This window comes from Mitsuokella multacida DSM 20544, assembly GCF_000155955.1.
Classification (GTDB): domain Bacteria; phylum Bacillota; class Negativicutes; order Selenomonadales; family Selenomonadaceae; genus Mitsuokella; species Mitsuokella multacida.
The window spans coordinates 49040-70279 of sequence record NZ_GG697143.2 but is presented as its reverse complement, the minus strand read 5'-3'; the positions used below and the strand labels follow the sequence as shown (position 1 = coordinate 70279).

The 21240-nt window shown below is 55.3% G+C and carries 23 protein-coding genes and 1 pseudogene; 16 read left to right on the top strand and 8 right to left on the bottom strand.

Annotated elements, in window-relative coordinates; genetic code table 11:
- Position 1: 1 nt before the first annotated feature.
- The 7 genes from mnmG to rpmH all read right to left on the bottom strand — a co-directional run bounded on the left by mnmG (position 2) and on the right by rpmH (position 5938).
- On the bottom strand, positions 2–1909 hold the full coding sequence (gene mnmG, locus MITSMUL_RS10985) for a tRNA uridine-5-carboxymethylaminomethyl(34) synthesis enzyme MnmG (protein WP_040636414.1): 1908 nt from the start codon (positions 1907–1909) through the stop codon (positions 2–4).
- A 37-nt stretch (positions 1910–1946) separates the two neighbouring features.
- Positions 1947–3332, bottom strand: coding sequence for a tRNA uridine-5-carboxymethylaminomethyl(34) synthesis GTPase MnmE (gene mnmE, locus MITSMUL_RS10980; RefSeq protein ID WP_005842709.1), 1386 nt, complete (start codon positions 3330–3332; stop codon positions 1947–1949).
- 176 nt (positions 3333–3508) lie between these two features.
- Complete coding sequence (gene jag / locus MITSMUL_RS10975; protein WP_005842707.1) at positions 3509–4342, bottom strand: RNA-binding cell elongation regulator Jag/EloR; 834 nt, start codon at positions 4340–4342, stop codon at positions 3509–3511.
- Position 4343: 1 nt separating this feature from the next.
- On the bottom strand, positions 4344–5015 hold the full coding sequence (locus MITSMUL_RS10970) for a YidC/Oxa1 family membrane protein insertase (RefSeq protein WP_040636413.1): 672 nt from the start codon (positions 5013–5015) through the stop codon (positions 4344–4346).
- A 56-nt stretch (positions 5016–5071) separates the two neighbouring features.
- Entirely contained in the window at positions 5072–5281 is a 210-nt protein-coding gene (yidD, locus tag MITSMUL_RS12440) for a membrane protein insertion efficiency factor YidD (protein WP_071599957.1), read from the bottom strand.
- 2 nt (positions 5282–5283) lie between these two features.
- On the bottom strand, positions 5284–5718 hold the full coding sequence (rnpA, locus tag MITSMUL_RS10965; RefSeq protein ID WP_071599956.1) for a ribonuclease P protein component: 435 nt from the start codon (positions 5716–5718) through the stop codon (positions 5284–5286).
- A gap of 85 nt (positions 5719–5803) precedes the next feature.
- Positions 5804–5938, bottom strand: coding sequence for a 50S ribosomal protein L34 (rpmH, locus tag MITSMUL_RS10960; protein ID WP_005842699.1), 135 nt, complete (start codon positions 5936–5938; stop codon positions 5804–5806).
- A 424-nt stretch (positions 5939–6362) separates the two neighbouring features.
- On the opposite strand from rpmH, the gene dnaA reads away from it, so the two are divergent.
- From dnaA to MITSMUL_RS10910, 12 genes are all read left to right on the top strand, one after another.
- Positions 6363–7835: a chromosomal replication initiator protein DnaA gene (gene dnaA / locus MITSMUL_RS10955; RefSeq protein ID WP_005842697.1), complete on the top strand. Its 1473-nt coding sequence runs from the start codon at positions 6363–6365 to the stop codon at positions 7833–7835.
- A 266-nt stretch (positions 7836–8101) separates the two neighbouring features.
- Positions 8102–9214 (top strand): DNA polymerase III subunit beta, encoded by a 1113-nt coding sequence (dnaN, locus tag MITSMUL_RS10950; RefSeq protein WP_005842695.1) that lies wholly within the window; start codon positions 8102–8104, stop codon positions 9212–9214.
- 38 nt (positions 9215–9252) lie between these two features.
- A complete protein-coding gene (locus MITSMUL_RS10945) occupies positions 9253–9492 on the top strand; it encodes an RNA-binding S4 domain-containing protein (RefSeq protein ID WP_005842694.1) in 240 nt (79 codons plus the stop codon).
- A 7-nt stretch (positions 9493–9499) separates the two neighbouring features.
- Complete coding sequence (gene recF / locus MITSMUL_RS10940; protein WP_005842692.1) at positions 9500–10597, top strand: DNA replication/repair protein RecF; 1098 nt, start codon at positions 9500–9502, stop codon at positions 10595–10597.
- A gap of 44 nt (positions 10598–10641) precedes the next feature.
- Positions 10642–11685: a DciA family protein gene (locus MITSMUL_RS10935; protein ID WP_005842690.1), complete on the top strand. Its 1044-nt coding sequence runs from the start codon at positions 10642–10644 to the stop codon at positions 11683–11685.
- A gap of 6 nt (positions 11686–11691) precedes the next feature.
- On the top strand, positions 11692–11979 hold the full coding sequence (gene remB / locus MITSMUL_RS10930; protein WP_005842688.1) for an extracellular matrix regulator RemB: 288 nt from the start codon (positions 11692–11694) through the stop codon (positions 11977–11979).
- Positions 11980–11992: 13 nt separating this feature from the next.
- Positions 11993–14059 carry a DNA topoisomerase (ATP-hydrolyzing) subunit B gene (gene gyrB / locus MITSMUL_RS10925; protein WP_005842686.1) on the top strand — a complete coding sequence of 689 codons (2067 nt, stop codon included), beginning with the start codon at positions 11993–11995 and terminating at the stop codon, positions 14057–14059.
- Positions 14060–14339: 280 nt separating this feature from the next.
- The gene (locus MITSMUL_RS10920) at positions 14340–14630 is read left to right on the top strand and encodes a recombinase family protein (protein ID WP_439428114.1); all 291 of its coding nucleotides are present in this window, start codon (positions 14340–14342) and stop codon (positions 14628–14630) included.
- On the top strand, positions 14569–15777 hold the full coding sequence (locus MITSMUL_RS10915; RefSeq protein ID WP_084778622.1) for an RNA-guided endonuclease InsQ/TnpB family protein: 1209 nt from the start codon (positions 14569–14571) through the stop codon (positions 15775–15777). Before MITSMUL_RS10920 ends, MITSMUL_RS10915 begins: the two co-directional genes overlap by 62 nt.
- Before the next feature lie 184 nt (positions 15778–15961).
- Positions 15962–16294 carry a hypothetical protein gene (locus MITSMUL_RS12795; RefSeq protein WP_147652952.1) on the top strand — a complete coding sequence of 111 codons (333 nt, stop codon included), beginning with the start codon at positions 15962–15964 and terminating at the stop codon, positions 16292–16294.
- Between the two features lie 28 nt (positions 16295–16322).
- Complete coding sequence (locus MITSMUL_RS12435; RefSeq protein ID WP_005842678.1) at positions 16323–16979, top strand: DUF4234 domain-containing protein; 657 nt, start codon at positions 16323–16325, stop codon at positions 16977–16979.
- A 70-nt stretch (positions 16980–17049) separates the two neighbouring features.
- A complete protein-coding gene (locus MITSMUL_RS10910; protein WP_071599954.1) occupies positions 17050–17658 on the top strand; it encodes a zinc ribbon domain-containing protein in 609 nt (202 codons plus the stop codon).
- Positions 17659–17941: 283 nt separating this feature from the next.
- On the opposite strand, the pseudogene MITSMUL_RS13215 reads toward MITSMUL_RS10910, so the two are convergent.
- A pseudogene (locus MITSMUL_RS13215) lies at positions 17942–18085 on the bottom strand (AAA family ATPase); the annotation flags it as partial.
- Positions 18086–18160: 75 nt separating this feature from the next.
- Here MITSMUL_RS13215 and MITSMUL_RS12220 point away from each other — a divergent pair.
- The 4 genes from MITSMUL_RS12220 (at position 18161) to MITSMUL_RS12425 (ending at position 21197) form a co-directional block, all read left to right on the top strand.
- Positions 18161–19219: a hypothetical protein gene (locus MITSMUL_RS12220; protein WP_005842673.1), complete on the top strand. Its 1059-nt coding sequence runs from the start codon at positions 18161–18163 to the stop codon at positions 19217–19219.
- A 33-nt stretch (positions 19220–19252) separates the two neighbouring features.
- Entirely contained in the window at positions 19253–20035 is a 783-nt protein-coding gene (locus tag MITSMUL_RS10895) for a hypothetical protein (protein ID WP_040636411.1), read from the top strand.
- A gap of 57 nt (positions 20036–20092) precedes the next feature.
- Positions 20093–20770: a hypothetical protein gene (locus MITSMUL_RS10890; protein WP_005842669.1), complete on the top strand. Its 678-nt coding sequence runs from the start codon at positions 20093–20095 to the stop codon at positions 20768–20770.
- A gap of 154 nt (positions 20771–20924) precedes the next feature.
- Positions 20925–21197, top strand: a complete 273-nt coding sequence (locus MITSMUL_RS12425; protein ID WP_005842667.1) for an HNH endonuclease — start codon at positions 20925–20927, stop codon at positions 21195–21197.
- Positions 21198–21240: the final 43 nt, after the last annotated feature.

Genomic DNA, 21240 nt, shown 5'->3' with positions numbered 1-21240 from the left:
CTCAATCTTCCTCATTCTGTTTTGCTGTATCATGGAGACGCTTCTGCTGCTCGAGCCAGACGAGCAGCACGGACACATCGGCCGGCGAGACACCGCTGATGCGCCCAGCCTGACCGACCGAGCGCGGGCGGATGGCCGCGAGTTTCTCGCGCGCCTCATCGCGCAGGCTAGGCACGTCCTGATAATCAATATCTTCTGGCAGGAGCTTTGCCTCGAGCTTCTCCATGTGCGCGACCTGCTCGAGCTGTTTCTTGATATAGCCCTCGTAGAGGATGGAGGTCTCCACCTGCTGGCGGACTTCCTTCGCGAGTTCCGGCAGCTCGGGATATGCGAGCCGCAGCTTCTCGTAGTCGACCTGCTGGCGGCGCAGCAGGTCGGCAAGCGGCTGCGCGCTCTTGATGGGCTCGATGCCCGCTTCTTGCAAGCGGGCGTTCGTCTCCTGGCTCGGGTTGATATTCGTCTCCTTGAGCAGCTTCATCGCCGCTTCGATATCCTCTTTCTTCTTGAGGAAACGCGCCCAGCGATCGTCCTTGACGAGGCCGACGCGACGGCCGTACGGCGTCAGGCGCAGGTCGGCATTGTCCTGGCGCAAAAGGAGACGATATTCTGCACGGCTTGTCATGATGCGGTACGGCTCATTCGTGCCCTTCGTCACGAGGTCATCGATGAGCACGCCGATGTAAGCCTCCGAACGCTTGAGAATGAGAGGCTCTCGCTTCTGGATGAACATGGCCGCATTGATGCCGGCGATGATGCCCTGCGCTGCCGCCTCCTCATAGCCCGACGTGCCGTTGGCCTGCCCTGCCGAGAAGAAGCCCTTGATATCCTTGAACTCCAGCGTCGGCTTGAGCTGCGTCGGGTCGATGCAGTCGTACTCGATCGCATAGCCCGCGCGCATGACGTGCGCATGCTCGAGGCCCGGTATCGTCTTGAGGAAGGCGAGTTGCACGTCCATCGGCATGCTCGTGCTCATGCCCTGTACGTAGACTTCATTCGTGTGCAGGCCCTCCGGCTCGAGGAACAGCTGGTGGCGGTCTTTGTCCGGGAAGCGCAGGATCTTCGTCTCGATGGACGGGCAGTAACGCGGGCCGATGCCCTCGATGATGCCGTTCGCCATCGGCGCGCGGTCCATGTTGTCGCGCAGGATCTTGTGCGTCGCTTCGTTCGTGTAGGTCAGCCAGCACGGCACCTGCTCGCGCGTCCGCTCGTCACTCATGAACGAGAAATTGCGCGCCTCCTCGTCGCCCGGCTGGATCTGCATCTTCTCGTAGTCGAGCGTGCGGGCGTCGACGCGGGCCGGCGTGCCCGTCTTGAAGCGCATGAGCCGGATGCCCGCCGCCTTGAGCGAGTCCGAGAACTTCATGGCTGGGCGCTGCCCGTTCGGGCCACCGCTGTAGGTGTGCTCACCGACGATGATGCGGCCCCTGAGATACGTGCCCGTCGCCATGATGATGGCCGGCGCGAGGTAGACCTCCCCCGTCTCGACGAGGACGCCGCGCACGGCCTTCTTGTCCTCGGTCAGCAGCAGGTCCGTGATGAGGATCTGTTTGACGTCGAGGTTCTCCGTCTTCTCACAGGTCTCCTTCATCGTGAACTGGTAGAGCTTCTTGTCCGCCTGTGCGCGCAATGCGTGGACAGCCGGCCCCTTGCCCGTGTTGAGCATGCGGAACTGGATGCAGGTCTTGTCCGCATTGACGCCCATCTCGCCGCCGAGCGCATCGAGCTCGCGCACGAGATGGCCTTTGCCCGGGCCGCCGACCGACGGGTTGCAGGGCATCAGGGCAATATTATCCATCGAGAGCGTCGCCAAAAGCGTCCGGCAGCCGATGCGCGCGGCGGCCAGCGCCGCCTCCACGCCGGCATGGCCAGCGCCAATGACGATGACATCGTATGATCCAGCGGTAAACAACAAAAATCCCCCTTATCTATATTAGGTACGAACTTACTCACTTGCCGATGCAGAACTTGCTGAAGATCTCATTGATGATATCCTCGCCGACCGTCTCGCCCGTGAGCTCACCGAGCTTCTCCCAGGCAGAGCGCAGGTCGATGGAGATGAAGTCGAGGCCCATATCTGCCTCGATCGTGCGGATGGCCGCCGCGAGGTGCTCGTCCGCCTGGCGCAGCACTTCGGCCTGGCGCGCGTCCGTGACGAAGGTGCCTTCCTGCCCGGCCTGCGTGCCCGCATAGACCTTCGCGGTGATGGCCTTTGCGAGATTCTCAAGGCCGTCCTGCGTGCGTGTCGAGATCGTGATGACCGGCACCTCTTTCTTGACATGCCTTTGCAACATCTCGGCCGTGACGACGGGTTGCAGGTCGTCCTTGTTGAGCAGCAGGATGGCATCGCGACCGCGCACGAGCTTGAGGATCTCTTCATCCTCGCTGTCGAGCGGGCGTGATGCGTCGAAGAGCGCGAGGATCAAGGCGGCTTCCTTGACATAGGAGCGCGCCTTCTCGACGCCGATGCGCTCGACGACGTCGTCCGTCGCGCGGATACCCGCCGTGTCGATGATGCGCAGCGGGATGCCGCCGACGTCAGCGTACTCTTCAATGGAATCGCGCGTCGTGCCCGGCACGTCCGTGACGATAGCCCGCTCCTCGCGGAGTAAGGAATTGAGCAGGCTCGACTTGCCGACATTCGGCTTGCCGATGATGGCCGTCAGCAGTCCGTCGCGAAGGATCCGCCCCGCATGTGCCGTCTGCAAAAGGCCGGCGATTTTATTGCGTATCTCAACCACATTTTTCTGGATATCGTACGTCAGCACATCGTCGACCTCATCCTCGGGGAAATCGATGGCCGCCTCGATATGGGCGATCATGCCGAGGATCTCGTGGCGCATCGCATGGATGCCCTTCGAGAAGTGCCCCGTAAGATGCCCCGCCGCCATCGTCAGCGACGTCTCCGTCCGCGCCTGGATGATATCCATGACGGCCTGCGCCTCCGAGAGGTCGAGCCGCCCGTTGAGGAAAGCGCGCTTCGTGAACTCGCCGCGTTCCGCCGGCCTTGCCCCCGCCTTCCACGTGAGCTCCAACGTCTTGCGCAGCGTCATGAGGCCGCCGTGGCACTGCAGTTCCACGACGTCCTCCACCGTATACGAATGCGGCGCGAGCATGACGAGGGCCAGCGCCTCGTCGACGACCTGCCCCTTCTCATCCACGATATGGCCGTAGACGGCATGATGGCTGCCCGCCAGGACGAGCGGCTTGCCGTTCTTCGCCTCGAAGACCTTGCCGGCCGTCTTCAGCGCATGCTCCCCGCTGATGCGGATGACGCCGATACCGCCCTCACCCTGCGGTGTCGCGATGGCACTGATCGTATCTCCCTGCTGCATACTGTCTTCCCTTCCTTTCGCTCTCGAGTCATCTCGAGTCGTTTTAAGCAATTTCGTTCTCAATCATTCTAGTACATGGACCCCGGGCAGGTAAAGCAAAAAGGGCCTGCTCCCAGAAGGAGAAAGCCCTTTCACAGCTCTCTGTATCTTGCTGTCTGTCCGGGTTGAGGACAGGGTCAATTGTCCTCGTTCTCCCGGCTGCGCCGATTGCTCTCCACCCGACGGCGGCGGCGCGGCACGATGACGACATAGCGGCGCGGCTCATCGCCGGCGCTGTACGTCGATACCTTGCGGCTGTCCTGCAGCGCCATGTGGATGATCTTGCGCTCATGGCGGTTCATCGGCTCGAGATGGATTTCCTGGCCGATGCGGCAGGCCTTCTCAGCCAGATGGCCTGCGAGGCGCGTGAGCGTCTCCTCACGGCGGGCGCGGTAGCCCTCGATGTCAAGCTGGACATGCAGGCGCTCGCCTGCAACGCCGCGGTTGGCCGCGAGGTTCGTCAGGTACTGCAGCGCATCGAGCGTCTGCCCATGCTTGCCAATGAGGATGCCGAGGCTCTCGCCCTCGAGCTGGAAGAGGATGCCCTCCTCCGTCTCCGAGCGCTGCAGCTCGACCTCGATCTTCATCGCGGCGAACACATCCTCGAGGAACTTGCGCGCGCGCTGCTCCTGTTCGAGCAGCGACACAGCATCCTTTGCCTTGGCGGCCTTAGCAGATGCTGCCTTAGCTGGCGCATCCACCTGCGTTTCTTCGACCTCTTCCTCCAGGCGCGTCTCCAGCTCTGCCATATCGGCAGACGGATCAGCAGCCTTCGTCTCAGCCACTGCGGCGCCATCGATATCGCGGACGCGGATGCGCGCATCCTTGCGGCCGATCAGGCCGAGGAAGCCGCGGGAAGGCTGCTCGAGCACCGTGTACTCCAGGCTCGCTGGCGCACAGCCGAGGTCAGCGGCGGCTGCCTCAAGCGCCGCCTCGACCGTCCGGCCGGTCCATTCCATGGTATCTGCCATATCAGGCAGCCTCCTTTTTCTTGTCGTCGTGGCGATACATCCACCACTGCTGCGTGATCTGGACGATGTTCATCGTGACCCAGTACAGCACGAGGCCGGATGGGAAGTTCAAGCTGATCCAGCCGATGAAGAGCGGCATGACCGTCATCATGATCTTCATCTGCTGATTCATCTCCGTCGTCGTCTGCTTCTGCTGCAGGAACGTCGTCAGAGCCGAGAGGACCGGAAGGATGTAGTACGGGTCCGGGTCCGACATGTTCGGCAGCCAGAGGAAGGCAGCCGACTCCGGCGTCGGATACGTGAAATTGTAGAGCGCGTAGTACATGCCCATGAGGATTGGCATCTGGATGAGCAGCGGCAGGCAGCCAGCCAGCGGGTTGACACCGGCCTCCTTGTAGAGCGCGCCGACCTTCTGCTGCATGACCTGCGGATTGTCCTTGTACTTCTCCTGGATCTTCTTCATCTTCGGAGAGAGCTCCTGCATGGCCTTCATCGACTTGACCTGCTTGACCGTCAGCGGATAGAGCATCATCTTGATGAGAATCGTCAGCAAGATGATGGCCACGCCGTAGCTGCCGATGCCAGCAGCATCCGTCACATTATAGAGCGCCTGCAGGACAACGTGCAGGAGATTCTCGATCGGTTCGAATATCGTTCCAAAGAAACCCAATATATCACATCCTAATCTTCACAAAAATACCAGTAATACAGAAAAACATCCCCTATGCCTCACGGCACGGGATCATAGCCACCCTTGTGGAACGGGTGGCAGCGCAGGATGCGCTTGAGGGCCAGCCAGCCCCCACGCCGGGCTCCATAACGCTCGATCGCTTCGAGCGCGTATTCAGAACACGTCGGGACATAGCGGCAGGAGGGTGGGAACATCGGCGAAATGAATCCGCGATAGAACCGCACCAATAGAAGCAGAATTGTCTTCAAGCTCAGGACCTCTTTTGCCTTGCAGTAGATTTCCCATGCTTCGGACGGCCCCCATGATGGGCTCCATGAAAGACATGAAGGTCCTTCTTCGAGCCCTTGAAGATGCCAGCCTGCTGGCCAATCTGCAGGAAAGCCTGCTCCACGGCCTGGCACTTGGCATCGACGATGGGCTTGCGGCCGACGAGCAAGAGAGCCGCATCCTCGCGGACGCGGTCCTGGTTCAGCCGGTACGCCTCGCGCAGCAGGCGCTTGACGCGGTTGCGCGTGACCGCACAGCCGAGCTTCTTGCCTGCAGCAAAGCCGACACGGCCGCGCACCCCATCCGATGGGAAGACGTACAGTACGAAGTAGCGGTTCGCATAAGAGCGGCCGCTCCGATAGACGCGCTGGAAGTCACTGCGGCGCTTGATGATCCGTCTCCTCGGTAAGGTAAGCATTCGCATTTCCCCAAAATCCAATTGAACGAGTTAGTAAAACGGAAAAAGATAAGCAAAAAAGGCCACCGAAGTGACCTCATCCGATTTATGCCGAAAGCTTCTTTCTACCGCGCTGGCGTCTTCTCTTCAGAACGAGACGGCCGCCCTTCGTCTTCATGCGCTCACGGAAGCCATGGGTCTTCTTTCTCCAATGGTTGTTCGGCTGGAAAGTCTGTTTCATGTGTGTAACACCTCCTTCTGGATTTGTCTCTGAGACTAATTGGCTGTATAGAAGCATAGTATCAGATTTTAACTATGTCAAATTATAGACTACCGACTCGCGGCCTGTCAAGGATTTTCCCTTGTCTTTTTGCTGTCAGGCTGTGGATATTTTCAGGCTTATGGCCACTTGCCCACAGAAAAACTGTTGATAAGTCACGTCACTTTTGATAAGATATTGTTGATTATTGTGCGGAAAACCCCATTGGTGCCCTGCGAGGCAAGGCTCGTAAACGTAAGATACCGTAAGATATCATCCACATTTCCCGCCACTATACCCAAGGAACAACTATACTTATCCACAGCTGTGGATAAAAATGTGGATAACCTTATGCACCTGTGGAAAAAGTTTCTACATATTCTAATAGCAGGAAAGGATTTTTTTCATGGAGCAGACACAGCTGCAGGCTGTTTGGGAGCAGATCCTCACCAAGATGAAGGAAACGCTCGCCGAGTCAGCCTTCAAGTGGTTCAAGTCGGTCAAGCCCATCTCCCTGACCGCCACGGGACTTGTCCTCAGCGCGCAGAACGACCTCGTCAAGGACTGGATCACCAGCCACTACCTCACGATCATCGAGGATGCGGTTGGCGCCGTGCTCGGCAGCAAGCGCAAGGTGGACTTCCTGGTCCTGCCCTCCGTTCAGCCCGAGCCCGAACCCGAGCCCGCCAAGCCGGAAAAAGACGCCGACAGCACCCAAGACACAAAAGAGGCAAAAGAAGCAGCCGGCCACAGCAGCCGCAAGAAGGAAGACCCCAATCAGGGGACGCTCTTCCAGGAGCAGCCGCCCGCACCCGTCGACAACGGCGACATGCACATCGTCGCGCCAGGCGACCGCTCGTCGCTGAACCCGAAGTACACCTTCGAGACCTTCGTGACCGGCAGCTCGAACCGCTTTGCCCATGCGGCGGCCATGGCCGTCGCCGAATCGCCGGGCAAAGTCTACAACCCGTTCTTCATGTACGGCGGCGTCGGCCTCGGCAAGACCCACCTCATGCACGCCATCGGCAACCGCGTGCTGCAAAACCACCCCGAGATGCGCGTGCTCTATGTCTCGAGTGAGCAGTTCACCAACGAGATCATCCGCGCCATCCAGGAAGGCAAGGCCGAGCTCTTCCGCCAGAAGTACCGGACCATCGACGTCCTGATGGTCGACGATATCCAGTTCCTCTCCGGCAAGCAGAGCACGCAGGAAGAGTTCTTCAACACCTTCAACGCCCTGCACGTCGCCGACAAGCAGATCATCCTGTCGTCCGACCGCCCGCCACGCGAAGTCCAGAAGCTCGAAGACCGCCTGCGCTCGCGCTTCGAGGGCGGTCTGATCACCGACATCCAGGCACCGGACCTCGAGACACGCATCGCGATCCTCAAGAACAAGGCGCTGCTCGACCACGTCGACGTGCCGAACGACGTCCTGATGTTCATCGCCAACCGTATCGACAGCAACATCCGTGAGCTCGAGGGAGCCCTGACGCGCGTCGTCGCCTACGCCTCCCTCATCAACAAGCCCGTCACGACCGACGTCGTCGCCGAGGCCCTCAAGGACGTCTTCCCGAACAGCCATAAGAAAGAGGTCACGCTCGAGGTCATCCAGGAGATTGTCGCCACCTACTTCAAGATCCGCATCGAGGACCTCCATTCCAAGAAACGTACGCGCAGCATCGCGTTCCCGCGCCAGATTGCCATGTACCTCTGCCGCGAGCTCACCGACACCTCGCTGCCGCAGATCGGCAACTTCTTCGGCGGCCGTGACCATACGACCGTCCTGCACGCCTACGACAAGATCGCCAAAGAGCGCGAGGAGAACGCCAAGCTTCATAAGATCATCAAAGACCTCATCGAGAGCATCCAGAAGATGTAAATCCCCCACAGACCGCCGTGGATAACCCTGTGGAGAAGCCTCTGGATTTCCTGTCGATGGATTGTGGATAACCGATAGGGGAGTTTATCACCGTGGATACTGTGGATAACCTCCCCTATTGTTATGAACAAGTTACCCACAGCAAACTGTGATGAACAGCAACACCTCAGACGACTTATCCACTTTTCCACACGGCCTACTACTACGTCGGCTATTTATATAAATATTTTAGTTATCATAAAAAAAAAGAGAGAAGGCCCCAAAGTATGAAAATCACATGCAATAAGAACGAGCTCACCAACGCCCTGCAGATCGTCGCACGCGCGGTAGCCACCAAACCACAGACCCCCATCCTTTCCGGTATTTATCTGAGAGCCGAAGGCACGACCTTGGAGCTCCAGGCAACAAATTATGAGATTGGCCTCGTTGCTCGCATCGAGGCAGACATCGAAGAACCTGGCGAATTGACCGTAGGTGGCCGTTATTTCCAGGAAGTTGTCCGCAAGCTGCCTGGGGAAAACGTCAAACTTGCCTGCACAGCAGATGAGAAGATCGTCCACATCGAATCAGCCATGGCCAAGTTCACCTTGCTCTCCATGAACGCAGCCGAGTTCCCGACCATCCAGCCACTCGAAGGTAATCTCGATTTCGCTATCAAGGACAATATCCTGCGCGACCTAATCAAGAAAACCGTCTTTGCCTGCAGCACTGATGAAGCGAGACCTGTCTTCACGGGCTGCTCCTTAGAGGTCACCGAGAACAAGGTCACAATGGCCGCGACGAACACACACCGCCTCTCCGTCAAGTCGGAGACCTTTGACCAGAGCATCGGCAACATCAAGGTCATCATCCCCTCGCGCATCCTGCAAGAACTCCTCCACAACATGTCTTCAGATATCCCGACGGATGTCAAGATCTCCTGCAGCTACAACCAGATCAGCTTCTCCTTCGACAATCTCTACATGACCTCGCGCCTCATCGAGGGACAGTTCCCGAACTACCGCGGTGTCATCCCGCCGGATTTCGCGACGCATGTCAAGACGGATACGGCTGCTTTTGCGGCTGCCGTCGACCGCATCTCTCTGATTGCTAGGGCTGGCGTCTACAATACGATAAAGCTCGAGTTCGCAGACAACCAGATCCACATCACCTCGAATAACCCGGAGATCGGCAACGCCGAGGAGTACATCCCTGCTGAGATCGATGGCCCGGACATCGCCATCGCCTTCAATGCGCAGTACATCATCGACGTGCTCAAGAACATCGACAGCAAGACCTGCCGCATCGGCCTCAACCAGCCACTCTCCCCGGCTTCCATCCAGGAAGAAGACGATGACAGCTTTGTCTACATTGTCACACCGGTACGTACGAATCATTGAGACACATTTTTACGCAGAAAGCAGAAAGAGGATTTACCATGAACATCGAAGAAGTCAAGATCGACACGGAAACGATCCAGCTCGACCAGTTCCTCAAGTGGGCTGGCGTGCTCGGCTCCTGCGGCGAGACGAAGGCATTGATTGCCGAGCGCCGCATCAAGCGCAATGGCGAGACCGAGTCGGCACGCCGCCGCCAGCTCCACGATGGAGACGTCATCGAAGTCGAGGGACTCGGCGCCTGGAAAGTCGTCCATGACGAGGTCCACGAGAAAGGCTGATATAAGAATGTATGTTCGTTCTTTAAAGCTGAGAAATTATCGGAACTATTCTGAGCTCGAGCTCGCGCTGCAGCCGGGCATCAACATCTTCCTCGGCCCGAATGCCCAGGGCAAGACGAATGTCGTCGAGGCCGTCTACTACGCCTCGCTCGGCCATTCGCACCGGACACATCTCGACACCGAGCTCATCCGCTGGGACGCCGGCGAGGGCTGCATCATCCTCGACTTCGACCGTCGCGGCGTCATGAATCACCTCGAGTTCCAGTTCAGCCGGGCCAAGAGGCGCCGCATCCTCTTGAACGGCCACCCGATCCGCCTCAAAGAGCTCATCGGCAGCATCAACACTGTACTGTTCTCACCAGAGGACCTGTTCCTCATCAAGGGAGCGCCGGCCGGACGCCGGCGCTTTTTAGACGGCGAGATCTCGCAGGCTAGCCCTGCCTACTACCACGAGCTCGTCGAGTTCAACCGCATCATCAGCCAGCGCAATTCGCTATTGAAGCGCATCCGCGAGCGGCGCGCCGACAAGTCGATGCTCGCGCTCTGGGACGAGCAGCTCATAGCGAGCGCCGAGAAGATCATCCGCAAGCGCATCGAGGCCGTACGCAAGCTCAACATGCTCGCCAACCTCATGCAGCGGCGCATCTCGAGCGACCAGGAGAACCTGACCGTCAGCTACGAGGTACATGGCGGCGAGGACATGACAAAGGGCTTTGCTTCATGGTATAATGAAATGCTGAGGAAATCGCAGGAGACCGATATCCTGCGCGGTTCGACGAGCTATGGCCCGCATCACGACGATCTCGTGCTGACGGTCAACGGCATCAACCTGCGCACCTTCGGCTCGCAGGGACAGCAGCGCACCGGCGTGCTCTCACTGAAGCTCGCCGAGCTCGAGTTCCTGCGCTCCGAGACGGGCGAGTACCCCATCCTCTTGCTCGACGACGTCATGAGCGAGCTCGATGTCAAGAGGCGCCAGCAGCTCCTGCAGTTCATCCGCCGCGAGCGCATCCAGACGCTCATCACCGCGACGGATGCCGCCTATTTCCCAGCAGAGGGCATGGGGCGGTACTACCATGTCCAGAGCGGCCAGATCACGACTTGAGGGTTTGACCGTCGGTACAGGCTGTCCGGAATGGAGGTGGCAGTATGGCAAAGCGCACACCGGGTCTCGAGAAGGTGGTCAGCATCATCCCGAAGGCCATCCACGAGCTCGGCCCCAAGCAGGAGCGCGAGTTCTACCAGCACTGGGTGCTCTGGCACTGGGAGGATATCGTCGGCAAGGCGTACGCACAGAACGTCAAGGCTGTGCGCATCGAGCGCGAAGTGCTCTACGTCTGCTGCCGCAATCCCGCCTGGAGTAACGAGACGCGCTACCAGATGCCCCGCATCATCCAGAAGGTCAACAACTACGCGGGCGGCGAGATGATCAAGGACATCCGGTTCAGCCGCTCCTGGAGCATAGCGGACTGGGATGCGCATGACGCCGCCGCTGATACGACAGCGAGGGCATCGGAAGCGCCCAGCGTTCCCGAGGTCAACGTTGGGCGCGAGCGGGCTAAGATGCCGCTCGACGCCGCGGACATCAAGGCTGCCGAGACGGTCAGCGAAGGGCTCGAGGACGAAGACCTCGCCTGCAAATTGCGGCAGCTCTACCGCAAAGGGCGCCAGCTTGACAAGCTGCGCCGCGCGCGCGGCTGGAAGCCCTGTCCCACCTGCGGCCATCTCTGTCCACCACAGGCCGCCTCCTGCAGCAGCTGCCGCAGGAAGCGGGAGGAGGACGTCCGCGCCAGGATACGCGCCGTCCTGCGAGACATCCCGTGGGCGCGCTGCAAGGAGGTCTGCGAGTACGTGCCGGAGTGCACGCCGCAGCTCCTCAACGAGCAGCGCGCGGCGCTCGTGCAGCTCATGGCAGCGAAGGTTGCCGTCAACGACCGCACGAGCATGGAGGCCAAGACGCTCGTCATGCTCTACCGCTGCCTGCCACCGGATAAGCTGACCGAGGACGCCATCAGGCGGGCGCTCTACGAGCTGCGCTTCAACATGTACTGGCCACCCGACTACAAGATGCCGAAGCGCTACGAGGCCATCCCGCTGCGCCACGCGCAGAAGCGCCAGTACGGCAAGCGGGCAGCTCAGGCAAAGAGCCAGCAGGCAGGCGCTGAGAAAGCAGAGAATGCAGAGAAAGGATGATGTGGCATGTTCCTGCATCTGGGCAATGATGTCTCCGTGCGCACGCGCGACATCATCGCGATCTATGACTACGTGGGCTTTTTCGTCAAGGAAAATCAAGACAATATGCGCTACTTCGCACGGTGCAAGGCCGAGGGAAAAGTGTGGCGGACGACGGCTTCGATGGATCTCGTCAAGTCAATCGTCATCACGGCGGACAGGGTCTACCTGTCCGGCATCTCCACCATGACGCTCAAGGACCGCACGCGCGCGATTTACGATATGGACATTGGTGTAAGTAACGATAAAAAGTGAGGAAAGAGTTTTTATGGCAAACGATAACGACAAGAAATCCATCGATCTGACTCTGACGCCGGACGACCAGCCAGAGGCTGCGCCAGCGCCGCAGAAAGAGGTCGAGGACCTCACCGACAAGGACCTCGACACGACGGGCGTCGAGATCCACACGGATGAGTCGAGCGCCGAGGTCACGGCTGTCGAGGCCGACTACGGCGCCGAGCAGATCCAGATTCTCGAGGGCCTCGAGGCCGTCCGCATGCGCCCGGGCATGTACATCGGCAGCACGAGCGAGCGCGGCCTGCACCACCTCGTCTATGAGGTCGTCGACAACTCCATCGATGAGGCACTCGCCGGCTACTGCGACCACATCGACGTGACGATCCACAAGGACAACAGCATCACGGTCGTCGACAACGGCCGCGGCATCCCGGTCGACATGCACGAGAGCGGCAAGCCGGCCGTCGAGGTCGTCCTGACCGTCCTGCACGCGGGCGGCAAGTTCGGCGGCGACGGCTACAAGGTCTCGGGCGGCCTGCACGGCGTCGGCGTATCCGTCGTCAACGCCCTGTCGACGAGCATGGAAGTCCAGGTCAAGCGCGACGGCAAGATCTACGAGATCGCCTTCGAGCGCGGCGTGACGACGAAGCCGCTGACTGTCGTCGGCACGACGACGGAGACGGGCACGCGCGTCCACTTCATGCCGGACCCGGAAATCTTCTCCGTCACGACGTACAGCTACGAGACGCTGCGCCATCGCCTGCGCGAGCTCTCCTTCCTCAACCACGGCATTACGATCGGCCTGCACGACGAGCGCGTCGAGCCCGTCCGCAGCGAGCAGTTCCACTTCGACGGCGGCATCAGCTCGTTTGTCGAGCACCTCAACCGCAAGAAAGAAGTGCTCAATCCGGAGCCAATCTACTTCAACGGCGTCAAGGACGATACGGTCGTCGAGATTGCCATGCAGTACAACGACAGCTATCAGGAGAACATCTACTCCTTCGTCAACAACATCAACACCGAGGAGGGCGGCACGCACCTCGCCGGCTTCAAGCTCGCGCTGACGCGCGCAGCCAACGACTTTGCGCGCAAGCAGGGCATCCTCAAGGACAAGGATTCCAACCTCTCGGGCGACGATGTGCGCGAGGGCCTGACCTGCGTCATCAGCCTCAAGATCCGCGAGCCGCAGTTCGAGGGCCAGACGAAGACGAAGCTCGGCAACTCCGAGGTCCGCGGTATCGTCGACTCCATCGTCACGGAAGGTCTCTCCGAGTACTTCGATGAGAACCCGGCCATCACGAAGCGCATCATCGACAAGGCCATCATGGCCGCCCGCGCCCGTGAAGCCGCCCGCAAGGCACGCGAGCTCACGCGCCGCAAGAACGCCCTCGAAGTGTCGAGCCTGCCGGGCAAGCTCGCCGACTGCTCCGTCAAGGACCCGGAGCAGGCCGAGATCTACCTCGTCGAGGGTGATTCCGCAGGCGGCTCGGCCAAGCAGGGCCGCGACCGCCGCTTCCAGGCCATCCTGCCGCTGCGCGGCAAGATCCTCAACGTCGAGAAGGCACGCCTCGACAAGATCTTTGCCAACGCCGAGATCCGCACGATGATCACGGCCTTCGGCACGGGCATCAGCGAGGACTTCGACCTCTCGAAGCGCCGCTACGGCAAGATCATCATCATGACCGATGCCGATGTCGACGGCGCGCACATCCGCACGCTGCTGCTGACCTTCCTCTACCGCTACATGAAGCCGCTCATTGAGCACGGCCACGTCTACATCGCCCAGCCGCCGCTCTACCAGATCCGCAAGGGCAAGAAACACTGGTACACCTACAGCGACGATGAGCTCTCCAAGAAGCTCGACGAAGTCGGCCGCGACGGCGTGACCGTCCAGCGCTACAAAGGCCTCGGCGAGATGAACCCAGAGCAGCTCTGGGAGACGACGATGGACCCGGAGGGCCGCACGATGCTGCGCGTCGAGATGGAAGACGCCGAAGAAGCCGACGAGCTCTTCACCATCCTCATGGGCGACAAGGTCGAGCCGCGCCGCCAGTTCATCGAAGAGAACGCCAAGCTCGTGCGCAACCTCGATATTTGATTTTTTGACTTTTCTCTTGCCAGATGCACAGGATTGTGCTATATTGGACATACACGATATACGATACTTCCAACAGGGGGAGTAGCTGAACGGCCACCATCGTCAGGACGGAGCAATCCCGGTGCGGCCGGCGCTAGCAAGCAAGACCCTGCCCTATTACCGCCATTTTCGGCGGCATATAGGGCAGGGTTTTTCGTATACGCTGTAGAAATCTACAGAAGAACCACTGCCCTATATGCAGGGGCATGGGAAAAATCTTAGGGAGCTCCTAGATGCTGTCATGGAAAATCAGGTCAGGATGATCCTCGTGTCGCACCGCGATCGTTTTGTCCGATTCGGGTTCGATTGGTTTGAGCGGTTCTGCAAGAAGTTCAACGTGGAGATCGTGGTCGTGAAGAACGAGAAGCTGTCCCCGCAGGAAGAGCTGGTGCAGGATATCGTCAGTATACTTCATGTATTTTCTTGTCGGCTTTATGGGTTACGTAAGTACAAGAAGCAGATTGAAGGAGATGAGGAACTTGCTGAAGGCATTCAAGACAGAGCTCCGTCTCACCGAACGGCAGAAGGATAAAGTTCGCCGTTCTCTCGGCATCTGCCGCTTTCTCGCTAACCAGTACATCGCCCGCAACATCTGGCTGTACCGCCTGTATCAGCGCGGCGTCCTCGATGAGAAGCAGCGCCGTTTTGTCACCGCCAATGACTTCGACAAGTACGTCAACCATGTGCTGAAGAAGAAATTTCCCTGGATTGACCAGTGCGGCTCCAAGGCGCGCAAGAAAATCCTCATCAATGCGGAGCAGGCGTTCAGGCGTTTCTTCAAAGGACAGGCGCACTTCCCGCGCTTCAAGCGGAAGAATCAGCAGAATGTAAAGCTCTACTTCCCGAAGAACAACAAGGGTGACTGGACGATCTGGCGACACAAAATCCAGATCCCGACCATCGGCAAGGTGCGCCTGAAAGAATTTGGCTACCTACCGCAGAGCGTGACCATCAAGAACGGGCACGTCTCCTATGAAGCGGGCCGCTACTACGTCTCGGTCACGGCCGAGATTGAGGAAACGAGCCGCTATAATAATGACCTAGAGGCATCGTACCATCCGCAGTCGGATGGCATTGGTGTAGACCTTGGTGTCAAATCGCTTGCCATCGTCAGCGACGGCAGGATTTTTGAGAATATCAATACGTCTTCCCGAGCCAGACGGCTCGAGAAGCGGCTGAGAAGAGAGCAGAGGCGTCTCAGCCGCAAGTACGAGATGCGAAAGAGGAAAGGTGGTAGTACTGCTACTGCCTCTGCAAACATAGAGAAAAAGAAATTATCGGTACAGAAACTGCACAAGCGGCTGGTGAATCTCCGCCGCAATCACGAGAATCAGGTCATCCACGCACTGGTCGAGCAAAAACCACGCTTCATCACGGTGGAATACCTCAACGTGACCGGCATGATGAAGAACCGTCATCTCTCGAAGGCCGTGGCGCAGCAGCGCTTTTATTCCTTCCGTGAGAAACTACGGCGCAAGGCAGAGATCATCGGGATTGAGGTTCGCATCGCGGACCGCTTTTACCCGAGTTCCAAGACCTGCCACGCCTGCGGACATGTGCATAGCGGCCTGAAACTCAAAGACCGCACTTACGTCTGTCCTGCATGCGGCTACAAGAAAGACCGCGATTTCAATGCAGCGCTGAATCTACGCGATACGAAAAATTATCGCATCGCCTGATTCACGTTTCACATCTCGATAAATGTACCGATGGCTAGTCGGGAACAGGCCGTTGCCTTGCGAGGCAAGGAACACGGCCAACGCCTTTGGAGTGTACAAGAACTTGTGAGTAGTTTCAGGCTTGCCTGGGCAAAAGCATACACGATGAATAAGGAATTTTTCTAAGACATGCACATTTTTGTTTATGTTTTTAGTAGCAGTAATAGAAGTCTATCGCCCTAGTCGATTGGTTGGCGCTTTCTGTGAAATGATAATTTTTTTTGACGATAAAGCTATTGGAGAAGTCAAAAATGGTGGTAAAATCAGATTTCAACTCCCGCCAGGAATACATGAACTAAAGGTAAAGACTAACTGGATGCATCTAAAAAGTAATCCATTCAGTTTTCAACTCCACCCTGGAGAATTCATTAAAATGCGTACAAGTTTTCCCTTTGGCATCCTTGCAGTAGTATTCGGAACATGGATGTTCAAATGGATGATTCATGCTGGCAGAATTTTGAACATTGAAAAATATTGACCGCTTGACTAAAAAGGAGATGTCTTATATGTCAGAAAATAAATTCTGTCCTAAATGTGGCAGTAAATTAGAAGCTAATGTTGAGTCATGTCCATCCTGTGGATTTTTATTGAGTGAAATTAAAGAAAGTTCATCAGATTCCTCACAAAAAACTTCTTCTACCACGCCTTTATCAACACAGCATAGTATAGACCAGTCAAACAACCAAATAGAATCGAATAATTCTATAAAAAATGATAGAATCGAAAACGTATCTAAACCAGTTATTTTTACTGACCTAAAACAAAGAAATATATCTTGGAGAATTCCACTTTCAATTTGTACTGGAGATATTTATGCTCTGCGTTGGATGTGTAAATTAACAGATGAATCCTCTATACTGGCAGGGAAGCGATTATTCCCACCGAATAAAAAGATACTGCTCTACATGGTTATCAGTTTAGGATTTTATTATTGGTATTGGGCTTATAAAATGGGAGAAATTATCCACTTGGCAAAAACTCGCCGAGGTATAAGTACGGAAGGTAATAAATATGGCACTCTATTCGCCATACTAGGGACAGCACCACTTATGTTTTCAATAGGATTAAGTCTGATTCAATCAAAATTCAATTACTTGATCCGATATGATATTTATAACAAAAATCTCAATGAAATTCTTTCATCATACAAATCTAGCTTCTAATTTGTACGTGAAGGGCTTATCATCGATAATGCCTCATTGATGCAATTATAGCAGGAAGGAGATATGATCCATGTTTTGTACAAACTGTGGCAAAGAACTCAGTCCAGAAGAAAATTTTTGCACCAGATGTGGACACAAAGCACCTGTACTTGCAAGTCAGTCATCTAATTCCATAGATGCTCAGAAAGAGCTGACAACAGCCCAAAACATGATGGCTGCAGTAAACTTGCCAGACTTGCAAGCTGTCTATGCCCATTTGGACAAAGCTGCCAAATGCCAAGACCAAGCTCTTTTGCAACAATTGAAGGCTCTAGCTGATAAATATGCAGATATTGCAAATTTATCTAAGAATCTGTCCATGGCAACGGCGCAGACTGTCAGTATGAATCCTTATCTAAAAACTGCTGCTGTCGGTGTTGTTGGCACAGGAATCGGCACTATAGCCGCTGGTGCAATGAACGGAAGCGCTGGCGTAGCAACAGCTGAAGCTGCATCTTCAACTAGCAGTTCCATATTGTCATCCAATGTAGGCGCTCAGTTAGCAGATCATCTCATCCGTGATAATCACGACACACTATCGGACGCTGCCGGCAACATTGCCGATACGGCAAGTGATGTTGCAGATGCAGCTAGCGATACTGTCGGTGACGTCATTGACTTTCTATCAGATATTTTGTAACAATCTTGAATATACCGGCATTTGAGAACCACCCAATCTCCTCGAGAGAGCCACTTGATAGATTCAAGATAAATCTTCAATCCGCTCGTGAGAGCCACCCACTGTGAATGGACACAGCTGATTCACCAAGACGCTCAATCCATCCTTCTGGGTCATACTGCAGGCAGATGATGGTGGTAGTCCGTTCGACACGACGTTCCATGACCTCAAGCAGAAGCTGCTGTTCTCCCTCTGTCGCATTGTAGAGCAGAAATTCGTCCAGAATGAGCACGGATGTGCGCTCTCACTTCCGCAGGAACTCCTTCCGCTTGTCTTCGAGATTGGCCTCTCGGTAAGCGGCAAACATGTCGGGCAGTCGCATGTACTTGACCTTAAAGTCGTCGTAGCAAGCATTGGTGTCGAGAGCATTGGCCAGATAGGTCTTGCCAGATCCGGTAGCACATTACAATAAAAATTAAAAGATAGATTCAGATGTAGAACCTATAACCTGGAGTCTGCGCGAATGGAGGAATATTTTATGAGTCTCGAAAAAAGACCTGCAAAACTCATATTAGCCGGTACCTGTGGTGTTAGGATGAAGACCGTCGAAATCAGTCGAGCAGCGCGCGGCATCCATGCTTCTATCAAAGCGGGAAAAAGTCTCAGCCAGCTCAACACCATGCGTGGTGGCGTAAAAGGCTTTAAGGGCTTTGTTGCCGAAATCCAGGAAGCCGCCGAGGCATCGGCACAGGGCCGCATGACCGTCGTCCTGAATAACAACGGCATCGCGGATTTACAACATACACTGAAAAACGGCAAAACAGCGTTCAAGCAAGTGAAGGCTGGATATCGGCCTGGCCAGATTGATTATGCGCGTTATCGCGGACAGACCATCGTAATCGACAAAGACAACCCTAATTTTGCCCTCATCAAGAAGGAAGGGGCACAGGCCGGTGTCAAGGTCGTGCGTGGACACTTCAGCAACGAGAATGCAAAATTCTGGGCGGATGCCATGCAGATGGAGACGAAAATCACTGGGGCTAAGAGCGCTGTCATCACGCCCAAAATCTATACAGGGGTCCAGACGGCAGCCAGAGCGCACAGTGCTGGAATCTCGGCGGCAAAGGGTGGCGCTGTCTGCGGCGCTGGCCTGAGTATCGGTTCCAATCTTGTAGAATTGGCACGTGGCAACAAAACAGTTGGCGAAGCAACGGTTGATGTTGCTGTCGATACGGCAGGCGCAGCAGCTGTTGGCTACGTTTCTGGAGCGGTTGGCAGTGTAGTGGCGGAAACTGCTGTCGGTGCTGCTGCCATCGAGACGGCTAGTGCCGTAGGTGCCGCTGCTATGACTGTCCCCGGCGTTGGAGCTGCTGTCGGTGCTGCAGGAGCAGCTGCTGGTGCCATCGGAGGTGTAACTACTTCAGCTGTAAGTGCCGGCGCGGCACTCGCTACCTCTGCGGCTGCCGGTACAGTTGCAGCCGGTGCAGTAGCAGCCGCCGGGGCCGCTGCCGTCGCTGCGGCTCCCGTATTGGCTGTCGGTGTCGTCGTCGGCGGCGTTCTGGATTTGATTTTCGGTGATTGAGTGCAACGTATTCTGTCGAAAAAGGAGACTACAATGGCGAAAAAAAAGAAATTTGCCCTGATCATGAAGGATGATATCGAAGTACGCGATGTCGACGGGCTGCTGGAAAACTACGACGAAGATACCATCTTGCAGTATTATCGCGATGGCAGTCTTGTCACCTGGCTACGTGATCGCTATGAAGACGAGCTGGCAGATGAAGTCGAGGCTTTGGATGCAGATGAAGACGATGCTGACCTGAAAGAGCAACTTGCCTTGGTGTTTGGTGTCAAACAGGACACCGAGCGCTTGGAGCACCTTCGTCAATTTACAGAAGATGAAGAACTGCTCGCAAAAGTCAATCAGGTCGCGTTCGATCAAGAAGACCTTGCCGACCTGCTCGATGAGGGAATCGATGAAATCTATCTCTGTCCGGGCACCTACACCATTCCCCTGCGAGCCAAGAACAAGACCTACATCGGTATTGGCAACCATATCACGGCCACAATCCGCAGCAAGAAGGTCGTCGATTTCGACAGCCTCGGCATCAAGTTCTTTGGCGAAATCTATTATGACGAAGCATATTCATCCATCGTTGAAAGAGCTTCAGAACATGCAAACATAACAGCGCCAACAGCACCAATGGAAGCATCTGAAATTCCCGAAGTTGCCAATGAACCTACAGAAGGTGCCAATTCACGCCGTGATTACAGTCATACTACGAATGCATTATTGCGCGCTGCCAGCGAAGAGTTAAAAAATGTGAAAATCATGACAATCAGCCCATTGTTCCTTGCCGCAAAAGAAGAATTATCTGATATGAAGATTCGCATTTGAGAGAGAGGAAATTATCATGGTAAAACAATCGAATTTTAAGATTGAAAAATAAAATCTATGGCTGTAGGGTTACAATCTTATCTGTGGCCTTGTAAAGATGATAGCGATGGGAAAATAGATTTATATTATGTGCCTTGTGTGCCATTTTGTCCTAACTGGATAGAAGCGTATACAGATAATATATACATCAAGGCTTTACAGAGTACAATTTTTATCAATAGCAATATCCAGGATGACGGTAAAACTATCATAAATCGTACTGCACTTGCTATTTCTGATACCAATAATGTTAAGGGATCTGGTTACTGCACGTGTGAATCACCTTTTTCAAGATCGACAGACGCCATATTTAACGAATACGCGCAGTTCACCTCTTCTCTTTTCGGTACAATTAACAACGAAATCAAACATACAATTAACGACGAAGACATGGGCAGTCTTGATACTATGTTCTGGATGTTCATGATGGCAGCTCTCGACGAACGCATCTACAATGACCAGCTCGAGTACATCACGGATTTAGCGGAAATGTTAGAGTTCAACGAACCTATGGTGCGTGACTGGTGCAAAGCTGCCGTCTATGTTGTCGGTGGTGGTCATTTACAAAATTTAGCAAAATCTTATGGTGACGAGGAGATGAATCCAGAGAATAATCCCCTGGGGCTGACTACCCCTGAGGGACTAGAATTCTTCTTACATATGTGGAAAAAAGATACTCAGACTTCGAATTGCTGAATCTTGGAAGAAGCGGCTTCACCGAAGTGATGATGTTATTGTACAATGTGGAATGAGCTTATGCTATTTTTATTTTGCAGATTGACGCTAAGAATAAATCAGCAGATTAGCAACTGCGAAGTTTGAGTTATATATACATAGGAGGAGACATACAATGACAAATTATCGGGATAAATATTTTAATTCGCGTCCATCAAATAATGGTTGGTATACTTGCGTCAGATGTGGAAGAAAGCTCAGAAAAGGAGATGCAGATATTGACCATATTTTACCGCAAAGTTATGGTGGTGGAGATGGCTTAGACAATTTACAATGCTTATGTAAGCACTGCAACAGATCAAAACGCGATAGTCTAGATCATACCGCACAAGATTATATAAAAAACAATGCCAGGAGAGCAAAAGAATCTTGGGATGATTTGTGGTGACTTCTTGGCGAGCATCCTTGAATTAGCAACTGCGAATTTTAAT